The sequence below is a fragment of the Rhodocyclus purpureus genome (genome assembly GCF_016653115.1).
Lineage (GTDB): Bacteria > Pseudomonadota > Gammaproteobacteria > Burkholderiales > Rhodocyclaceae > Rhodocyclus > Rhodocyclus purpureus.
Genome location: NZ_NHRX01000066.1, coordinates 69,432 through 84,471, shown reverse-complemented (window position 1 = coordinate 84,471; position 15,040 = coordinate 69,432). Strand labels below are relative to the sequence as shown.

The window sequence follows — 15,040 nt, the reverse complement described above, 5'->3', positions numbered from 1 at the left end:
CATCGCGACAAGTACGGACAAAAGCGACTGGTTGGCGGCTGTTGCGTGAGGTCCGACTGGTCGCTGTTTCGCCGAACCGGGACATGTGTTGAACACATGTGTAGAAAATGAAAAACGGGCATTTCGTAACGTCTTGATTTCGTTACGGAAATGCCCGTTTTGCAGTACTGGCGGAGACGGAGGGATTCGAACCCTCGATGCGAGTTTTAGCCCGCATGCTCCCTTAGCAGGGGAGTGCCTTCGACCTCTCGGCCACGTCTCCTAGAAGGCCGCGATGATACCTACTTCGCGGCTTCAGGTCAAACGCTCGTCAGTCTTCCTTATCGAGACCGAAGACTTTGTGCAGCGTGCGCACGGCGAGTTCGAGATACTTCTCGTCGATCACGACCGAAATCTTGATTTCGGAAGTCGAGATCATCTTGATGTTGATCCCCTCCTCGGCCAGTGCGCGGAACATGCTGCTGGCGACGCCGGGGTGCGAGCGCATGCCGACGCCGACTGCCGACACCTTGCAGATGTGCTTGTCGCCGACGATCTCACGCGCGCCGATGTGGGCCTTGACCGACTCCAGCACGCCCAGCGTCTTGTTGTAGTCGGCGCGGGCCACGGTGAAGGAGAAGTCGGTAGTGCCGTCGTGGCCGACGTTCTGGATGATCATGTCGACGTCGATCTTGGCGTCGGCCACCGGGCCGAGGATCTGGTAGGCGATACCCGGCCGGTCGGGAACACCGAGAACGGTCAGCTTGGCCTCGTCGCGGGCGAAGGCGATTCCGGAGATGATCGGTTGTTCCATGGGCTTGTTTTCCTCAACAGTAATCAGCGTGCCTTCGCCTTCGTCCTCGAAGCTGGAGAGCACGCGCAGTTTGACCTTGTACTTGCCGGCGAACTCGACCGAGCGAATCTGCAGCACCTTCGAGCCGAGGCTGGCCATCTCCAGCATTTCCTCGAAGGTGATGGTGTCGAGCTTGCGCGCTTCGGGAACGATGCGCGGGTCGGTCGTGTAAACGCCATCGACATCCGTGTAGATCTGGCACTCGTCGGCGTTCAGCGCCGCGGCCAGCGCCACCGCCGAGGTGTCAGAGCCGCCGCGACCGAGCGTCGTGATGTTGCCGTCCGCGTCGGCGCCCTGGAAGCCGGCGACGACGACGACGTAGCCCTGGTCGAGGTCGGCGCGAATGCGCTCGTCGTCGATCTTCAGGATGCGCGCCTTGGTGAAGGTGCTGTCGGTCAGCACGCGCACCTGGGAGCCGGTATAGCTCTTCGCCTTGTATCCCTGCTCCTGGATCGCCATTGCGAGCAGCCCGATGGTGACCTGCTCACCGGTGGAGGCGATCACGTCGAGCTCGCGCGGGTCGGCGTTTTCCGAAATCTCGCGCGCCAGTCCGAGCAAGCGATTGGTTTCGCCCGACATCGCCGACGGAACGACGATGATGTCGTGTCCCTGCGCCTTCCAGCGCGCGACGCGCCGGGCCACATTCTTGATGCGTTCGGTCGAAGCCACCGACGTCCCGCCGAACTTTTGCACGATCAGTGCCATTCCTGCTCCACTCCTGTCAGGCATGCGGCCAACGAAAGCTCGCGATTCTATCGCTATCGCGCACGCTAGACAAATGATTGCCGCCACCGGTGCCCGCGCGCGCCGACGCGGGTGGCGCTGCTGCCTGCACCTGTCATTCCAGAAAATTTTTTACAAATGCCGCTGACAATCCACTTGCAATATTATGAGTTTCGCTTATACTTCGACCTATGACTAAAGTCATAGTCACTCAACACCCGGCCGATCAGTGCTTTGACGCACCGCAGACGCCGGCCAACAACTTCTTCAGAGAGAAAATCATGAGCACCGTCAAGCAAGTTGAAACGATCGAACCCCGTGAAATCCGCCGCAAGCTGGGCCTGAACCAGCAGCAGTTCTGGTCGCAGATCGGCGTCACGCAAAGCGGCGGCTCGCGTTACGAGAGCGGCCGCAACATGCCGAAGCCGGTGCGCGAACTGCTGCGCCTGGTGCACGTCGAGCAGATCGACATCCAGCGCGTCAAGCGCGAGGATCTCGACGTCGTCGAGTTCCTCAAGTCCGAAGATCCGACGCTGTACAAGACCCTCAAGAAAAGCGCCAAGGCCAAGCAGAAGAAGACGGCCTGAGGAAGGCCGATCGGGGCGTCAGGGGTTGGCCACGACCTCGACGCCCAACTCCCGGATTCTCCGGGCAAAGCGTTCGAAGTCCGGCGCCGTCAGCGGCGCCAGGCGTGAGGCTTGTGGCTGCTGCGAGGGGCGTGCAAGACCGTAAAGGTGCACGCCCCTTATCTTTTCGCGCACCTCCCCGATCAGGGCGAGGTAGGCATCTTCTTCAGCCTGTTCCGGCGGCTCGCCGTCGAGCGCAAACCAGCACGTTTGCACCCAGGTCGGCGCGAGTTGCGCACAGGCCAGCAGCGCGGCTTGCGTCTGCTGCGGCGTACGCCGGATGCCATTGACGATCGCGCACCCCGCCTCGCTGGCGCGGTCGATCTTGAACCAGACCTCTCCCCCCAGATTGCCAAGGCGAGCAATCCCCTCACGCACGCCTTCGCGGTGTAGCTGACTGCCGTTGGTGATCAGTCGGGGGATCAGGCTGCCGAGCAGTCCCAGATCGCGCAGGACGCGCTCGACGATGGCGACCGCATCAGCGAATTCGCTCGCCGTGGTCGGCTCGCCGTCACCGGAGAAGGCCACGTCGGCCAGCCGACGCGAATCCTCAGGAACGCAACGGACGAGGAAGTCTCCATGCACGACTTCGCCGAGGAAACCGCGCAATTCCCGCTCAAGGCGCTGCAGGTCGACCGGCGGCGGACCGCCGCGCTTGAGGTCCGCCACCTGGCAGTACACACAGGCCCAGTTGCAGGCCGCGTTGGGATTGAGGTTGATGCCGACGGAGACGCCGCGGGCGCGCCGCGACACGACTGGGTAGACGTAGAGAAGACCCGCGCTGTCGCGGCGGTGATCGGCGATGGTGAGCATGGGAGCACCCTGGAAGCAACGCCGCCACGGGGACGGCCGAAGGGCGAATGATATAATCTAAAGCTTCTCAACGCAGGCCGCCCGCGGCCGAAAGTCCGCGATGCTGATTACTCGCCGCCTTGAATTCGACGCCGGACACCGGATCCCCGACCACAAGAGCCAGTGCCGCAACCTGCACGGCCACCGCTACGCGATCGAGATCACGCTTTCCGGCGACATCATCCAGCGCGAAGGCGACTCGGCCAACGGCATGGTGATGGATTTTTCGGAAGTGAAGGCGCTGGCCCAGGAACACTTGGTCGGCGTCTGGGATCACGCCTTCCTCGTCTATTCCGGCGACACCGCCGTCCTCGATTTCCTGCAGTCGCTGCCGGGGCACAAGACGGTCGTCCTCGACACGCCACCGACCGCGGAGAATCTGGCGCAGGAAGCTTTCCGCATCCTCGACGCGCTTTACCGTGACGCTTACGGCAACCGGATCAGGCTCGAACGCGTCCGCCTCTACGAAACGCCGAACTGCTGGGCGGACGCCGTTCGCGGCTGAGCTCCCGTCTAGCCCATCAGCACCTTGCTGACGTTGATGAAGGCGGGGCCGACGAGGACCAGCAGCAGGGGCGGAAAAATGAAGAAGACGAGCGGGAACGCCAGCTTCAGCGGAATCTTCGAGGCGATGTCTTCGGCTCGCTGCGCGCGCTTCACGCGCATCGCATCGGCTTGCACGCGCAGCGAAGCGCCGAGGCCGGTGCCGTACTTGTCTGCCTGCGCCAGCATGGCCACCAGGGTGCCCAGGTCGTCCATCGGCAGGCGCCGGGACAGGTTGCGCAGCGCGTCGATCCGTCCCGCCCCCAGGCGTATCTCCATCCCGGCGAGGAAGAACTCCTCGGCGAGTACCGGGTTCCCGCGCTGGATCTCGCGGGCGACCCGGTTGATCGCAGCATCCATCCCCAGCCCCGACTCGATGCCGATCACCAAGAGATCCATCATGTCGGGCAGGCTCTGGCGCGCGCGCTCGATACGCTGCTGCGCACGCCAGGTCAGATACAGGTCGGGGAGGTAATAGCCGATCGCGGCGAGAAGCACGGCAGCGAGCGCAACACTGCTGAGCGGCGCCTTCGGAAAGAAGACCAGCGCTGCCAGCACGACCCCGGCGGGGACGAACAGGGCCAGCGTTGTCTTCACCGCAAAATAGATCGGCGGCGCCGTATCCTCACGCAAGCCGGCCTGGATGAATTTCAGTCCCTGCCGGCTCTCCCGCCAGCCTTCCGCGGGGAGCGACAGACGCGACAGCGCGGCGACGACTTTCATTTTCCGGCTGCTTGACCCGGCCACGGGGGGAGTGAAACGGCGCTCGCGCCTCGCCTCGCCGATTTGCTTGACGCGCTTGCGCATCTGCCGCCTCGACAGCCACTGCCCGAAGGCGAGGACGAGCGCGAACACGGCGATGAAGGTGACCAGCACCGCCCCCCAGGCCGACGTTGTACTCGAAGTGAATTCCATGACTCAGACCTTGACCTGGATGATGTTGCGCATCACCCAGGCGCCCAGCCCCATCCACAGCAGGGTCCCGACGATGATCTCGCGCGCGTTGGGCGACTGCAGCAGTGGCGCCAGGTAATCGGGATTGAGCAGGCTGATCAGCCCGGCCATGGCGAAGGGCAGGAGACCGAGCACCCAGCCCGAGACGCGTCCCTCGTTGGCCAGGATGCGCACCTTGACCGACAGCTTGCGCCGTTCGCGCATGACGGACGCCAGTTTGTCGAGCAACTCGGCCAGGTTGCCACCGCTCTCGCGCTGGATCATGATCGCCGACACGAACACCCAGAAATCCGGGCTATCGACGCGCTCCGCCATCAGGTCGAGCGCGTCGTCGAAAGCCTGCCCGAGATTGATCTCGTCGAAGACGATCCGGAACTCCCTGGCGATCGGATCCGGCAGTTCCTCGGCGATCATCCTGATCGCAATCGGCAGGCTGTGGCCGGCGCGCAAGGCGCGCGACATGAAGTCGAGCGCGTCGGGAAACTGGTCGAGAAAACGCTCGCGCCGCTTGGCGCGCCGACGCCGGTAGAAGACGATCGGCAGAGCGCCGACGAGCAAGGCGGGCAACACGCTGTAAACGCCCCAGCCAGGAAATCGCCACCACAGGCCGACGCCGGCAAGGAGCGCGATCAGCAGGCACAGGGCGAGGATTTCCGGCGCCTTTTTCGGGCTACCCGCACTGCGCAGGAGCACATCGATCCGGGCGAGCAGGGGCTGGACGGCGAGCAGCGGCGTCAGCGACGCTCCGCGTCGCTCCTCGGCATTGACCCGGCCGGCCGGGGCAAGCGTCGGGCGCTGCATGGCCACCGACTTGAGACGTTGGCGCCGTGCCTTGGCATCCACGCTCAGGTAAGTGGACCAGAACCAGATTCCCCATACGGAAATGCACGCCACCAGCAGGAAGGCCAGCGCCGGCAGCAAACTGCGAATGAGCTCGTTCACGATCACTCCAGTTCGACGAACGGGTCGAAGAGGTCTTCGGAAAGCTCGATGCCGAAGGTCTTCAGGCGCTCGGTCAGCGCCGGACGCACGCCGGTCGCGCGGAAACGCCCACGCACCATTCCCTCCTGCGTCATTCCGCGACGCTCGTAGGCAAAGATTTCCTCGGTACTGATGACATCGCCTTCCATGCCGGCGACCTCGTGCAGGCTCAGGAGCTTGCGGCTGCCGTCGTTGAGGCGACCGATCTGGATGATGACATGGATCGCCGAGGCGATCTGCTGGCGCACGACCTTGAGCGGCATGTCCATCCCTCCCATGGCCACCAGATTTTCCAGGCGCGCCAGCGCGTCGCGCGGACCGTTGGCGTGGATGGTGGTCAGCGAACCTTCGTGGCCGGTATTCATCGCCTGCAGCATGTCGACGACTTCGCTGCCGCGCACCTCGCCGAGCACGATGCGGTCGGGCCGCATGCGCAGGCTGTTCCTGACCAGCGCGCGCATCGGGATCTCGCCGCGCCCCTCGATGTTGGCGGTTCGCGTCTCCATGCGCACGACGTGCGGCTGCTGCAGTTGGAGCTCCGCCGTGTCCTCGATGGTGATGATGCGTTCGTTCGCCGGGATATAGCCCGAAAGGATGTTGAGCAGGGTCGTCTTCCCGGAACCGGTACCGCCCGAAATGACGATGTTGGTTTTCGCCCTGACCAGCCCCGCGAGCAGTTCTGCGATGCCCGCCGTCAGCGTCCCCTTCTCGATCAGGTCCTTCATGCGCAAGGGCGTTGCGGCAAAGCGCCGGATCGAAAGGGCCGGGCCGTCGAGGGTGACCGGCGGAATCACCGCGTTGACGCGCGAGCCGTCGGGCAGACGGGCATCGACCATCGGGCTGGCTTCGTCGATGCGGCGACCGACGCGGTTGACGATCTTGTCGATGATTTTGCGCAGATGCGCGTCGTCGTTGAAGCGGACGCTGGTCGGTTCGAGCAAGCCCTCGCGTTCGACATAGACGGTGTCGTAGCCGTTGACCAGGATCTCGGAGACGCCCGGATCGGCCATCAGGGGCTCGAGCGGCCCGAGGCCGAGAATCTCGTCCTGCAACTCGGTGATGAGCTGGCTGCGCTCCTGCTCGTTGACCTGCAAGGGCTTGTCGGTGCCGAGGGGCTTCTCGTCGATCAGGATCTGCACGAGTTGCCTGATGTACGAGCGCAACTGCTCGTAAGGCATCGCTTCGACCGCCTGCAGATCGACACGCGAGATCACCATCTGGTGCAGGCGGGTCTTGGTCGCGTAGTAGCCCGCAGAAGCGCCTTTTCTTCCCTGAACAGGATGATCGACGTCGACAAGCAGGCTGCTCGCGGCGACGCTGCCGACCGTCACTTCGACGTCACTACCCGGAATTGTCAGACGCGAATCGGGATCCACACGCAGGCGAACCGGACCCGAGCGCGCCGCTGACCCGAATCCCCAGGAAGCTATTTGATCGCGAAGAGTCGCCATGGGCTCGATTTTCCAGTTGTTTTGCCGAGCAAGGCGTTTGCCCAGTCGACGATGCCGCGAGCAAGGGGGCTCTTCGGGCGCAGGGTCACCAGCGGCGTACCTCTCGCCACGGACTCCTTCAGCCCCGCTCCGTCACCCGGCAGCTGACGCGCGAGCGCCATGCCGATCGCCTTCTCGAAATCGGCCTGCGCGATGTCCTGGCTTTCTCCCACGCGGTTGCCGACCAGCGACACCTTGGCACCGGAGAATTCGAGCCCATCGAGCATGAGCAGCAGTTGCCCCGAGCGACGCAGCGAAGAAAGGCTCAAGCTCGTCACCAGGAACAGGTGCTCGAGCTTTTCGAGCAAATCGAGGCGCACGGGGTCGATGCCGTCGCCCATGTCCATCATAACGAACTGGTACTCGCGCAGCGCCAGGGCGAGCAGCTGCTTCACCTGCGCCGACTGAATGCGCACCAGCTTGTCGAGGCGGCCCGGCGACGGGATGAGATGCAGGGTGTCGCTCACCTGAGTCACCATCTGGCCGAGCAGCGCGCCGTCCAGGCGCTCCATCTCGCCACAAATATCGGCCAGGTCGCTCGCCTGCGTCTGGCTGCACAGGAACATGTCGGCGTCGCCGAAAGGCAGCGACAGGTCGATCAGCAGAACGCGCGTATCGGGTTCGCGCGCCAGGGCAGCCGCCAGATTGGCGGCCACGGCCGTGCCACCGTCGCCCCCCTTCGCCGACATGAAGGCCAGACAGCGTCCCGCCTGCTCAGGCCGCGTCGGCACGCTGCGCCCCAGCCGCGCTTCGGCGCGCTGCACCGCGGCCAGGATGGTCGCCGGCTCTTCCGAGGGCAAGACCTCGCGCACGCCCGCCTGCATCAGGCGCAACAAGAGCTCGGGATCGGCCTGCGGCAGCACCAGCGCCACCACCGCCAGCGGGCGCAGGCTGACCAGCGCCTCCAGTTGCTCGATGAGTGCCTCCCCGGCGGCAAAGCCGCGTACGATCAAGAGGTCGGGAGACGCCGTGGCGACCCGGGACGCCAGCGCGACGAGCGGACCGGTCAGGCAGCTCACGCGATGGCGCTCCCCGGCGAGCGCGCCCCCGCTCCACGGCTCAGGGGTGTAACAGACGATGTGCATCGAAACTCACTCTAGCTTTGGGTGTTTGGATCAGGGCAGCTAACAATCCCCCGCCTCTTGCATGACCCCCGCACTGAAGCGATGGCTGGGCAGGGTGATTGCCGGAAAACCCGGGATCAGGGTTTTAAGAATGACATTGTTCAACTGAACCTTCAATAGCTGACCGTCGTCGCTCGGGACCACGTCTGGAGTCCATCCATCCGATGCCAGCTGCCCGGACGCAGCGACGAGCGCCTTGACGCGCTCGTCAGTTTTCGATGAATCCGGGCAGGTGCTCTCCAGGCGCGCAGCCAGCTGCACGGCGTCGCCGGCCGCATTCCAGGCGAGCATCAGGCGCGACAGCTCGATCAGGCCGATCACCAGCATCCAGAAGAGCAGGAAACTGATCGCGAACTCGATCAGGGCAGCGCCTTTCTCGCGGGACCTTGCCTTGGACATCAGTTCGTCTGCCTCATGGTGACGGCGATCTCGGGAAAATAGACGTAGCCATCCGGAAACACGCCGGGGAAAATCGAATCGAAGAAACCGGCGAACAGCAGCTTGTGCCGGAAACCACCGACCGTCACCGTCACCATGCTTGCCCTCGTCGCAGCGCTGGACGAGGCACCCGACGGGTCGGTCCAGTCATCGTACGAGAAATGGTCGATAGCCAGGGTATCGTCTGCGAAAGCATCGAGGACAGGCAGGGCGCCCTCCCCCGCCTCGAGTTGGCTGTACTTGACGATCGCCTTCCATTGCTGGGTCCGCTCATCCAGCTGATTCTGCCGAGAAATGGTCGTTGCATAGCGGGCCCCGTTACGCACCTGATTGACTACGGTCTTGTATTCCGAGATGGCGAGCGCCAGATCGACCGTGACGAGGGTCATGATCGTGAGCAGCAGCACGACGCAGGAGAGCTCGATGAGCACGCTCCCATTTTGTCGTCCGAGCGACGGGCGAAAATCTTTTGCGCGCACGCCGCCCCCTATTGCACCAGCGCGGGGACCAGCGGCCCGATGGCGTTGGCGCCACCGGGAATCCCGAGCACGACGCAGTGGGAATCGGGAGCGCTGGCCAAATCGAGGAAACGCAGCGCCCACTTCCCGGATACATTGGCGGGATCCAGAGGACTGTTGAGCAGGAAACAGCCCCAGTCGAGCAGCGTCGTGTAGCTCTTGTTGACGATTGGCAGAGGCACGACCCGCCGCCCCGAGGCGCGAGACTGCGTGAGGTCCGGCTCCGAGTATTCGCCGAAGGATACCGCACCCTGCCTGTCGCGGTATCCATCGACATAGCGGCGGATGTCCGTATCGTTCTGCAGGTCGACCCCGGTCAGATCAGGCAGCGCTGGCGGGTCACCGTAGTGCGAATAAGAAGGACTTGCCTTGTAAAGCCCGAAGCGGGAATTCCATGCTTGGACCAATCTATCCCGTGCAGCGCTCATCACGGTGTAGGGCGACAAACTGGGCATTTCGGTGCTCAGGCCGTTCTCGTTCACCCCGCATAATCCGGATTGCGCGAGAAGCTGAAGCTGAGACGAACCGGCGCTACGCACTCTGGCAAACGGCCCAGACTCAGACCCGCTGTATAGCAACGTGAGCGGAACCGAACGTGACAGCCCCCAAGGGGATGGCAAGCCAGCGTCCACGACCACCAGCAAAGGCAGGGTGCACGCCTCCCGGGCAGGTTTCTGCGTCGCGATCGACTCGACGCTCAGGTCATTCTTGGCGATGCCGAGCACCGCCATGAAATGATTGACGAAACCGGTTTTCCTGGCCGTGCACTTGACATAGCGGTAGTCGACCTCACCGGGATTGGCCACGTAGGTTCCGCTGGCCCTCGCACTGAACGAGACCTCGTCGATGACGACTGGCTCCGCCTGGAAGTTCATTCGATTCTGGCCACCCACGAACTTCCCCGCCGCCGTGGCGCGCTCGCTGGCCCTGGGCAAGCCGTTGAGTTCCACCGCCGCTGCCAAGGCACACGCATCCGTTGCACTTTGCAACTCGGCATGGACCACCATCTGCCGCGACAAGTCGACAGCCAGCCCGACGAAACCGATCAGTACCGCCATGGCGACCGCCATGATGACCAAGTAGGCGCCGCGCTGTGCCTTGCCGGGCGCGCGCGGCAGCGAAGGCGGACGGGGAATCACACCACCCCCGGGGAACTCAGTTGCCGTTGGTGACGGGCGTCGCCAGTGCCTTGCCCGCCGAGACGGCCTTGCCCTGGATGTGGGTGTCCAGCGCGCCCTTCAGCTCGGTGGAGCCGGCCAGCGCATCTTCCTGCGCGTACGCAGTCTGGATCTGCTGCCTTTCCTTCGCCGCCTGCAGCGCCAGACCGGCGTGCCGGTCGAGATGCGGCGTGCTGCTCGCGCACCCGGACAGGCCGGCGACGACGATCGTCGCCGCACCAGCGCCGATGACGCCTTTACGAAACAGCAGCGAAGCATGTGCGGGCAGGGTCGATATCGGCATGATCACTCAGTCCACGAAACGGGGCGAGGGGGGCCGGCCTTCGAGCTTGCCCTCCAGGAAGAACTCGGACCGGCTCGGTGCGACGAAGGCGTCGGTGGGAAGCGGGACAGGATCCCGGCTGCCCTTGACCAGCGTCGGACGTACCATCACGACCAGTTCGGTCCGCTTGGAAAGGAACTCGCTGCTGCGGAACAGTGCCCCGAGGATAGGCAGCTCGCCGAGGAGCGGTACGGCATTGACCGTCTCGACGATGTTGTCCCGCAGCAGGCCGCCGATCACCAGGCTCTCGCCTTCGCGCATCTGCACGGTCGTCGACACGTTGCTGGTCTTGAACGAGGGCATCGTCGTCGTCGCCTTGTTGACCGAATTCTCGGTGGTGCTGTTGACCACCGAGGCGGTAACCGCTTCCTGGGACAACTCGGACACCTCGGGAGCGACCTTCAGGCTGATACGGCCGTTGTCGAGCACGGTCGGCACGAACTTGAGGCCGACCCCGTAGCTGCGTTCCTCAAGACTCACCCCACCCGTGACCCCCAAGGGATACCGGGATGAAGATCTTGCCACCGACCAGGAAGCTGCCTTCCTGCCCGCTCATCGAGACGATGGTGGGCTCGGCCAGCATCTTGACCAGCTCGTCGTTCTTGGAAGCCTCGACGCTCAGCGACTGCGCCCCCTTGGTCAGGCCGAACAGCGGGTTTGCGGAAGTGGTCCCCGTCAGCAGCTTGGTGAACATCGACCAGCCGTAGCTTCCGGCCGTGCCTGAACCCTGGTACCCGACACCGAGCTTTTCCAGCAGGTTCTTGGAAACTTCCGCGATGCGCACTTCGAGCATCACCTGCTGCGCGTCGCGGATCTTCAGGAAGTTGATGACCTTCGGCTCGCGGTCCTTGTCCCTGACCGCCCGCCCTTCCCGCGTATCGACGATCATCGTTTGTTGAGGTATCTCAGCGCCCCCTGCCAACGAGGGCGTACCGCCACCTGCCGCGGCCGGCAGCGTTGACGAAGCAGTCATACGCATGCGCAGCAACAAGGCATCGAGGTGGGCTTGCGCCAGTTGCTGGATCGCGTCGGCAGCGATCACGTCCGACACCGTCCCACGCAGGACGATCGAGTTCGCCAGCACACTCAGGCTCACGCCCTTCTCCTGCGGCAGCGCCGACTGGATGGCTTGGCGCAGGGGCCGCAGATCCATCTCGACGTCGACGCTGATCTCGTGGCTGCGCTCTTCCCTGTCCCACAGCGTGACGTTGGTGCTGCCGGCAGCTTTGCCGACCAGTTCCACCTGAGTCGGACTGACCACGGTGAAGCCAAGCACCTTCGGATCGCCGACGGAAACACGTTTGACCGGGGCGGACAAACGCAGCAGGTGCCCGCGCCCGGTCGTGACCACCAGCGAGGTCGGCAGGTCCGCAGCCAGGCGAACCGATTCGAGTTGGCTCGCTTTGGCAGGAAGCACCGACGGCGATTGTCCCGCCGCTTTCGGCGCAGCCTTGCCGGCAGGCTTCAAGGTACGCGCAGCAGCGTCCTCGGCGACCGGTGCGGCGACGATCTTGTCCGGACGCTTGACTTCCAGTCTGGCGGGAAAGTCCGATTGCAGATTCTCGGCAGCGTAAGCCGGCACGCCCAGCACGCCAAGAAGCAGTGCGCTGGCGCCCAGGCGGCCGAGCGTAAAGGAATCGTGCTTCTTCATCATCGCGCCCCGCTCCCGCCGAACACCACCACGCTACGCTGACCACCATGCAGTTCCTCGACCACTTCACGATGAGGGCTGGCAGCGGTACGAGCCGAGCGGCGGGGTGCTTCCTTGCACGCGCCATCGGGCGCGCGCCTGGCGGCATCGCCCGCGGCCTCACCGTCGAGCAGCTTGCTGATCGAAGCGCCGTTGGTCGGGCCTTCGGCTTTGTCGAGTTCGTTGCGCAAGGCCAGCGACAGCTTGCCGACGTTGCGGGCAAGGTCGAGCCGCTCCGCCTCCTGCGGACTCAATTCCAAAGTCACGGCCTTGACGACCTTGGGCTTGGCCGGGTCCCCCGCCGTCTCCTGCGCGACAGCCAGGACCTTGACCCGGCTCAAGACGATCTTGGCGACTTCCTTACCCTTGTCGTCCTTGAACGTGGCGAGGACGTCGACCATGCTGCCGGGCAAGACGAAGCCCGCGACGCCGATCACGTCGTCGACGCGAACGGTGACCGCGCGCATGCCCTCGCTGATAATCGCGGCCAGACCGCCGCGTGAATCCACCGGCAGCAGCAAGGAAACGAGCACCGGCTGTCCGGCCCAGATCTCCTGCCGCGTCACGCGCCCCGCCAGTTGGGCTGGGTCGGCAACTGCTTCGGGCGGTGCGCTGCCGTAGGGCCAGGCAATGGCCTTCAGCTTGGCCGGGTCAATCGGCGCTCCCGCCTCGATCTTTTCAGTGGCAACGACCACCGTCGGACCACCCGCCCCGCCGACACCGACATTGAGCCAGCGGGAAACCAGAAACGCGGCAATCGCCCCCAGGACGAGGGCGATGCCGATCAGGTAACTAGGCTTCAAACGACGACCTTTCCACTCGCATCAACCGAGGCAGATGCTTCGATTACTCAGTACTCCTCCGTTTTATCGCGTAGTGGTGAGTTCGGTCGAAACCGCCTCAAACTTGTCGCTAATATTGCCACCAAGTGCCACGAGCGCGGTGACTGCAGCGACGCCGACCAACGCCGCGATCAGCGCGTACTCGATCATCGTCACACCTTTTTGACGCTTCTTCATAGCCAGTTTCATCATGACAACCTCCTTTAGTTTAGTGACTTGTAAACCGCAACCACGGAAAAACCGCAGCCGCCGCAAAGAACTTAGTATGCAAAATTCATGCTGTCAAGAACCCGACTGCATGCCTTCGCAATGCTTGGTATTTGTAGGTGGAGAGGTTAACGCTATTCCGTCGTCTCAGCAAGGGAAGATTGCAGCTCGCAACCTTCCGCGCGTAGCAGCAGAGCGCCCCGCGAGATGGATTGCAGATGAGGAAATCGTACCGGCCTCCCGGGCCGCACAGCGCGGGTCGGACCTTGAGAACGAGGACTGGCAGGGGACGCAGCAGATTCAGGGACTGGATCCCCGGAGGGGCATCGCCCTGCTGATGCTTAAGTAATATTTCGCCAAGGACCGGGGGCCGGTCTGGCGAAATCGACGTCGGGTGTGTCAGCCTGCTGGCTTCACTTTGCAGCCGACGTTCTGGCGGAAGCGGTGAGATTCGAACTCACGAAGGGTTGCCCCTTGCCGGTTTTCAAGACCGGTGCAATCGACCACTCTGCCACGCTTCCGGGTGCTGCGCATTGGCAGCGGAGCGCGTAATCATAGCACGCGCCGTGAGCGCCGCTTACGTTCATGGCGAGTCGTGCCCCCTGAGCATGAAACGCAGCCATTCGCTGCCGTCATTGCGAGGCGCGTAGCGCCGTGGCAATCCAGTTCGTTCTTCTACTTTCGCGGCCTTGCCAACTGACGGGCTGCTGGTCGCGACGGCTTCCGCAGATCACGTCGGCCGATGTTTCACGAAATTGTTCGACGTTTCACGTTAAGCACCGCAGCCGGCGAGGAAGGGCGGTCCCTGCACGAACAGACTTCCCGAGCGCCCGGGCACCTCGCCGAAACGCACTTCATGGGTCGGCAGACGCCGGAGATCCAGAGATCCCGCCAGGTCGGCCAGCGACACCAGGCTGAAGCCCTGCGCCTGCCAGCCATCGAGCAAGCGCTCGAATTGCGGCAAGAGGCGCATGCCTTCGAGTTCAGCGTGCAGCGTGAACACCTGATCGTCCTCGCGAGCTGCGCTCAGTTCGAGCACGTGGTCGGCAACGGTGTCGGAAGTGATGCCGTCAACACCGATCATCTCGTCGAGGGTCGGCAGCGTCGTCGGCAGTTGCGGACAGGCGACGATCTCGCCGTCGATGACCGGGATGAAAGGGTGCTCGCCGCGGCTGTCGGAACTGTAGGCATACCCCAGTCGCTGCGTGAGCCGCAGCGCGTGCCGGTTCATCTGCCAGCCGGCGGCGCCATGGACGCGCGGCTTCTCGCCGAAGACGTCGGCAAAGCGCTGGAAGGCGCGCGCCATCTCGACCTCGACCCAGGCGTTGTCGGCACCGGCGACGCCATCCTGCCAGCGCACGTGGTCCCAGCAATGCACACCCACCTCGAAGCCCGCGTCACGCACCCCGCGCAGGATCGACGCGCAGCGGTGGCCGATGTCCGGTCCCGGCAGGACGACGCCGTACATCAGCGTCAGCAGCCCGTAATGCTCGAGCACAGAGGTGCGCTGCACCTTCTTCATGAACCCGGGGCGGAAGGCCCGACGTATGGCGCGCCCGGTATGATCGGGGCCGAGCGAAAAGAGGAAGGTGGCGCCGACTTTCCGTCGGACCAGGAGTTCGACCAGCGCGGGAACGCCATGCACGGTCCCGCGGTAGGTGTCGACGTCGATCTTGAGGGCAAGGCGTTTCATGCTGGACTGACGAAAGTGACAGGAATG

General features: G+C 64.0%; 17 protein-coding genes and 2 tRNA genes. 2 read left to right on the top strand and 17 right to left on the bottom strand.

Going from position 1 to position 15,040, the window contains the following annotated elements:
• Positions 1 to 168 precede the first annotated feature (168 nt).
• Together CCR84_RS14525 and CCR84_RS14520 are read right to left on the bottom strand one after the other, a co-directional pair.
• Positions 169 to 262: transfer RNA gene (locus CCR84_RS14525), tRNA-Ser, on the bottom strand.
• A gap of 48 nt (positions 263 to 310) precedes the next feature.
• Positions 311 to 1,537 carry an aspartate kinase gene (locus CCR84_RS14520; protein ID WP_201213739.1) on the bottom strand — a complete coding sequence of 409 codons (1,227 nt, stop codon included), beginning with the start codon at positions 1,535 to 1,537 and terminating at the stop codon, positions 311 to 313.
• Positions 1,538 to 1,836: 299 nt separating this feature from the next.
• On the opposite strand from CCR84_RS14520, the gene CCR84_RS14515 reads away from it, so the two are divergent.
• Complete coding sequence (locus tag CCR84_RS14515) at positions 1,837 to 2,142, top strand: helix-turn-helix domain-containing protein (RefSeq protein ID WP_201213737.1); 306 nt, start codon at positions 1,837 to 1,839, stop codon at positions 2,140 to 2,142.
• An 18-nt stretch (positions 2,143 to 2,160) separates the two neighbouring features.
• On the opposite strand, the gene CCR84_RS14510 is transcribed toward CCR84_RS14515, so the two are convergent.
• Positions 2,161 to 2,994: a radical SAM protein gene (locus CCR84_RS14510; RefSeq protein WP_201213734.1), complete on the bottom strand. Its 834-nt coding sequence runs from the start codon at positions 2,992 to 2,994 to the stop codon at positions 2,161 to 2,163.
• Positions 2,995 to 3,094: 100 nt separating this feature from the next.
• Here CCR84_RS14510 and queD point away from each other — a divergent pair, with 100 nt between their 5' ends.
• Positions 3,095 to 3,538, top strand: a complete 444-nt coding sequence (queD, locus tag CCR84_RS14505; protein ID WP_201213732.1) for a 6-carboxytetrahydropterin synthase QueD — start codon at positions 3,095 to 3,097, stop codon at positions 3,536 to 3,538.
• Between the two features lie 8 nt (positions 3,539 to 3,546).
• Here queD and CCR84_RS14500 read toward each other — a convergent pair whose 3' ends face one another.
• From CCR84_RS14500 to CCR84_RS14435, 14 genes are all read right to left on the bottom strand, one after another.
• Positions 3,547 to 4,491, bottom strand: coding sequence for a type II secretion system F family protein (locus CCR84_RS14500; RefSeq protein WP_201213730.1), 945 nt, complete (start codon positions 4,489 to 4,491; stop codon positions 3,547 to 3,549).
• 3 nt (positions 4,492 to 4,494) lie between these two features.
• On the bottom strand, positions 4,495 to 5,472 hold the full coding sequence (locus tag CCR84_RS16815; RefSeq protein WP_201213728.1) for a type II secretion system F family protein: 978 nt from the start codon (positions 5,470 to 5,472) through the stop codon (positions 4,495 to 4,497).
• A 2-nt stretch (positions 5,473 to 5,474) separates the two neighbouring features.
• Positions 5,475 to 6,887 (bottom strand): TadA family conjugal transfer-associated ATPase, encoded by a 1,413-nt coding sequence (locus CCR84_RS14490; RefSeq protein ID WP_338052623.1) that lies wholly within the window; start codon positions 6,885 to 6,887, stop codon positions 5,475 to 5,477.
• 50 nt (positions 6,888 to 6,937) lie between these two features.
• Positions 6,938 to 8,086, bottom strand: coding sequence for a P-loop NTPase family protein (locus CCR84_RS14485; protein ID WP_201213719.1), 1,149 nt, complete (start codon positions 8,084 to 8,086; stop codon positions 6,938 to 6,940).
• Between the two features lie 39 nt (positions 8,087 to 8,125).
• Positions 8,126 to 8,524 carry a TadE/TadG family type IV pilus assembly protein gene (locus CCR84_RS14480; protein WP_201213716.1) on the bottom strand — a complete coding sequence of 133 codons (399 nt, stop codon included), beginning with the start codon at positions 8,522 to 8,524 and terminating at the stop codon, positions 8,126 to 8,128.
• Positions 8,524 to 8,994, bottom strand: a complete 471-nt coding sequence (locus CCR84_RS14475) for a hypothetical protein (RefSeq protein ID WP_201213715.1) — start codon at positions 8,992 to 8,994, stop codon at positions 8,524 to 8,526. The genes CCR84_RS14480 and CCR84_RS14475 overlap by 1 nt, the downstream gene beginning before the upstream one ends.
• Positions 8,995 to 9,050: 56 nt before the next feature.
• On the bottom strand, positions 9,051 to 10,220 hold the full coding sequence (locus tag CCR84_RS14470; protein WP_201213713.1) for a pilus assembly protein TadG-related protein: 1,170 nt from the start codon (positions 10,218 to 10,220) through the stop codon (positions 9,051 to 9,053).
• Between the two features lie 16 nt (positions 10,221 to 10,236).
• Positions 10,237 to 10,542, bottom strand: coding sequence for a hypothetical protein (locus tag CCR84_RS14465; protein ID WP_201213711.1), 306 nt, complete (start codon positions 10,540 to 10,542; stop codon positions 10,237 to 10,239).
• A gap of 6 nt (positions 10,543 to 10,548) precedes the next feature.
• The gene (locus CCR84_RS14460) at positions 10,549 to 11,061 is read right to left on the bottom strand and encodes a type II and III secretion system protein family protein (protein ID WP_201213708.1); all 513 of its coding nucleotides are present in this window, start codon (positions 11,059 to 11,061) and stop codon (positions 10,549 to 10,551) included.
• Positions 11,051 to 12,235 (bottom strand): pilus assembly protein N-terminal domain-containing protein, encoded by a 1,185-nt coding sequence (locus CCR84_RS14455; protein ID WP_201213706.1) that lies wholly within the window; start codon positions 12,233 to 12,235, stop codon positions 11,051 to 11,053. The genes CCR84_RS14460 and CCR84_RS14455 overlap by 11 nt, the downstream gene beginning before the upstream one ends.
• Positions 12,232 to 13,074, bottom strand: coding sequence for a Flp pilus assembly protein CpaB (cpaB, locus tag CCR84_RS14450; protein ID WP_201213704.1), 843 nt, complete (start codon positions 13,072 to 13,074; stop codon positions 12,232 to 12,234). The genes CCR84_RS14455 and cpaB overlap by 4 nt, the downstream gene beginning before the upstream one ends.
• Before the next feature lie 63 nt (positions 13,075 to 13,137).
• Positions 13,138 to 13,305 (bottom strand): Flp family type IVb pilin, encoded by a 168-nt coding sequence (locus CCR84_RS14445; protein ID WP_201213702.1) that lies wholly within the window; start codon positions 13,303 to 13,305, stop codon positions 13,138 to 13,140.
• A 448-nt stretch (positions 13,306 to 13,753) separates the two neighbouring features.
• Positions 13,754 to 13,841 (bottom strand) — tRNA-Ser (locus tag CCR84_RS14440).
• Between the two features lie 251 nt (positions 13,842 to 14,092).
• Complete coding sequence (locus tag CCR84_RS14435) at positions 14,093 to 15,013, bottom strand: polysaccharide deacetylase family protein (RefSeq protein WP_201213700.1); 921 nt, start codon at positions 15,011 to 15,013, stop codon at positions 14,093 to 14,095.
• Between the last annotated feature and the right edge of the window lie 27 nt (positions 15,014 to 15,040).

Bases quoted from the DNA above. Each gene is read 5' to 3' on its own strand.
- CCR84_RS14435 (WP_201213700.1), bottom strand. From the start codon at position 15,013: ATGAAACGCCTTGCCCTCAAGATCGACGTCGACACCTACCGCGGGACC.
- CCR84_RS14465 (WP_201213711.1), bottom strand. From the start codon at position 10,542: ATGCCGATATCGACCCTGCCCGCACATGCTTCGCTGCTGTTTCGTAAA.
- CCR84_RS14515 (WP_201213737.1), top strand. From the start codon at position 1,837: ATGAGCACCGTCAAGCAAGTTGAAACGATCGAACCCCGTGAAATCCGC.
- CCR84_RS14500 (WP_201213730.1), bottom strand. From the start codon at position 4,491: ATGGAATTCACTTCGAGTACAACGTCGGCCTGGGGGGCGGTGCTGGTC.
- CCR84_RS14455 (WP_201213706.1), bottom strand. From the start codon at position 12,235: ATGATGAAGAAGCACGATTCCTTTACGCTCGGCCGCCTGGGCGCCAGC.
- CCR84_RS14480 (WP_201213716.1), bottom strand. From the start codon at position 8,524: ATGTCCAAGGCAAGGTCCCGCGAGAAAGGCGCTGCCCTGATCGAGTTC.
- CCR84_RS14445 (WP_201213702.1), bottom strand. From the start codon at position 13,305: ATGATGAAACTGGCTATGAAGAAGCGTCAAAAAGGTGTGACGATGATC.
- CCR84_RS14510 (WP_201213734.1), bottom strand. From the start codon at position 2,994: ATGCTCACCATCGCCGATCACCGCCGCGACAGCGCGGGTCTTCTCTAC.
- queD (WP_201213732.1), top strand. From the start codon at position 3,095: ATGCTGATTACTCGCCGCCTTGAATTCGACGCCGGACACCGGATCCCC.
- CCR84_RS14485 (WP_201213719.1), bottom strand. From the start codon at position 8,086: ATGCACATCGTCTGTTACACCCCTGAGCCGTGGAGCGGGGGCGCGCTC.
- CCR84_RS14520 (WP_201213739.1), bottom strand. From the start codon at position 1,537: ATGGCACTGATCGTGCAAAAGTTCGGCGGGACGTCGGTGGCTTCGACC.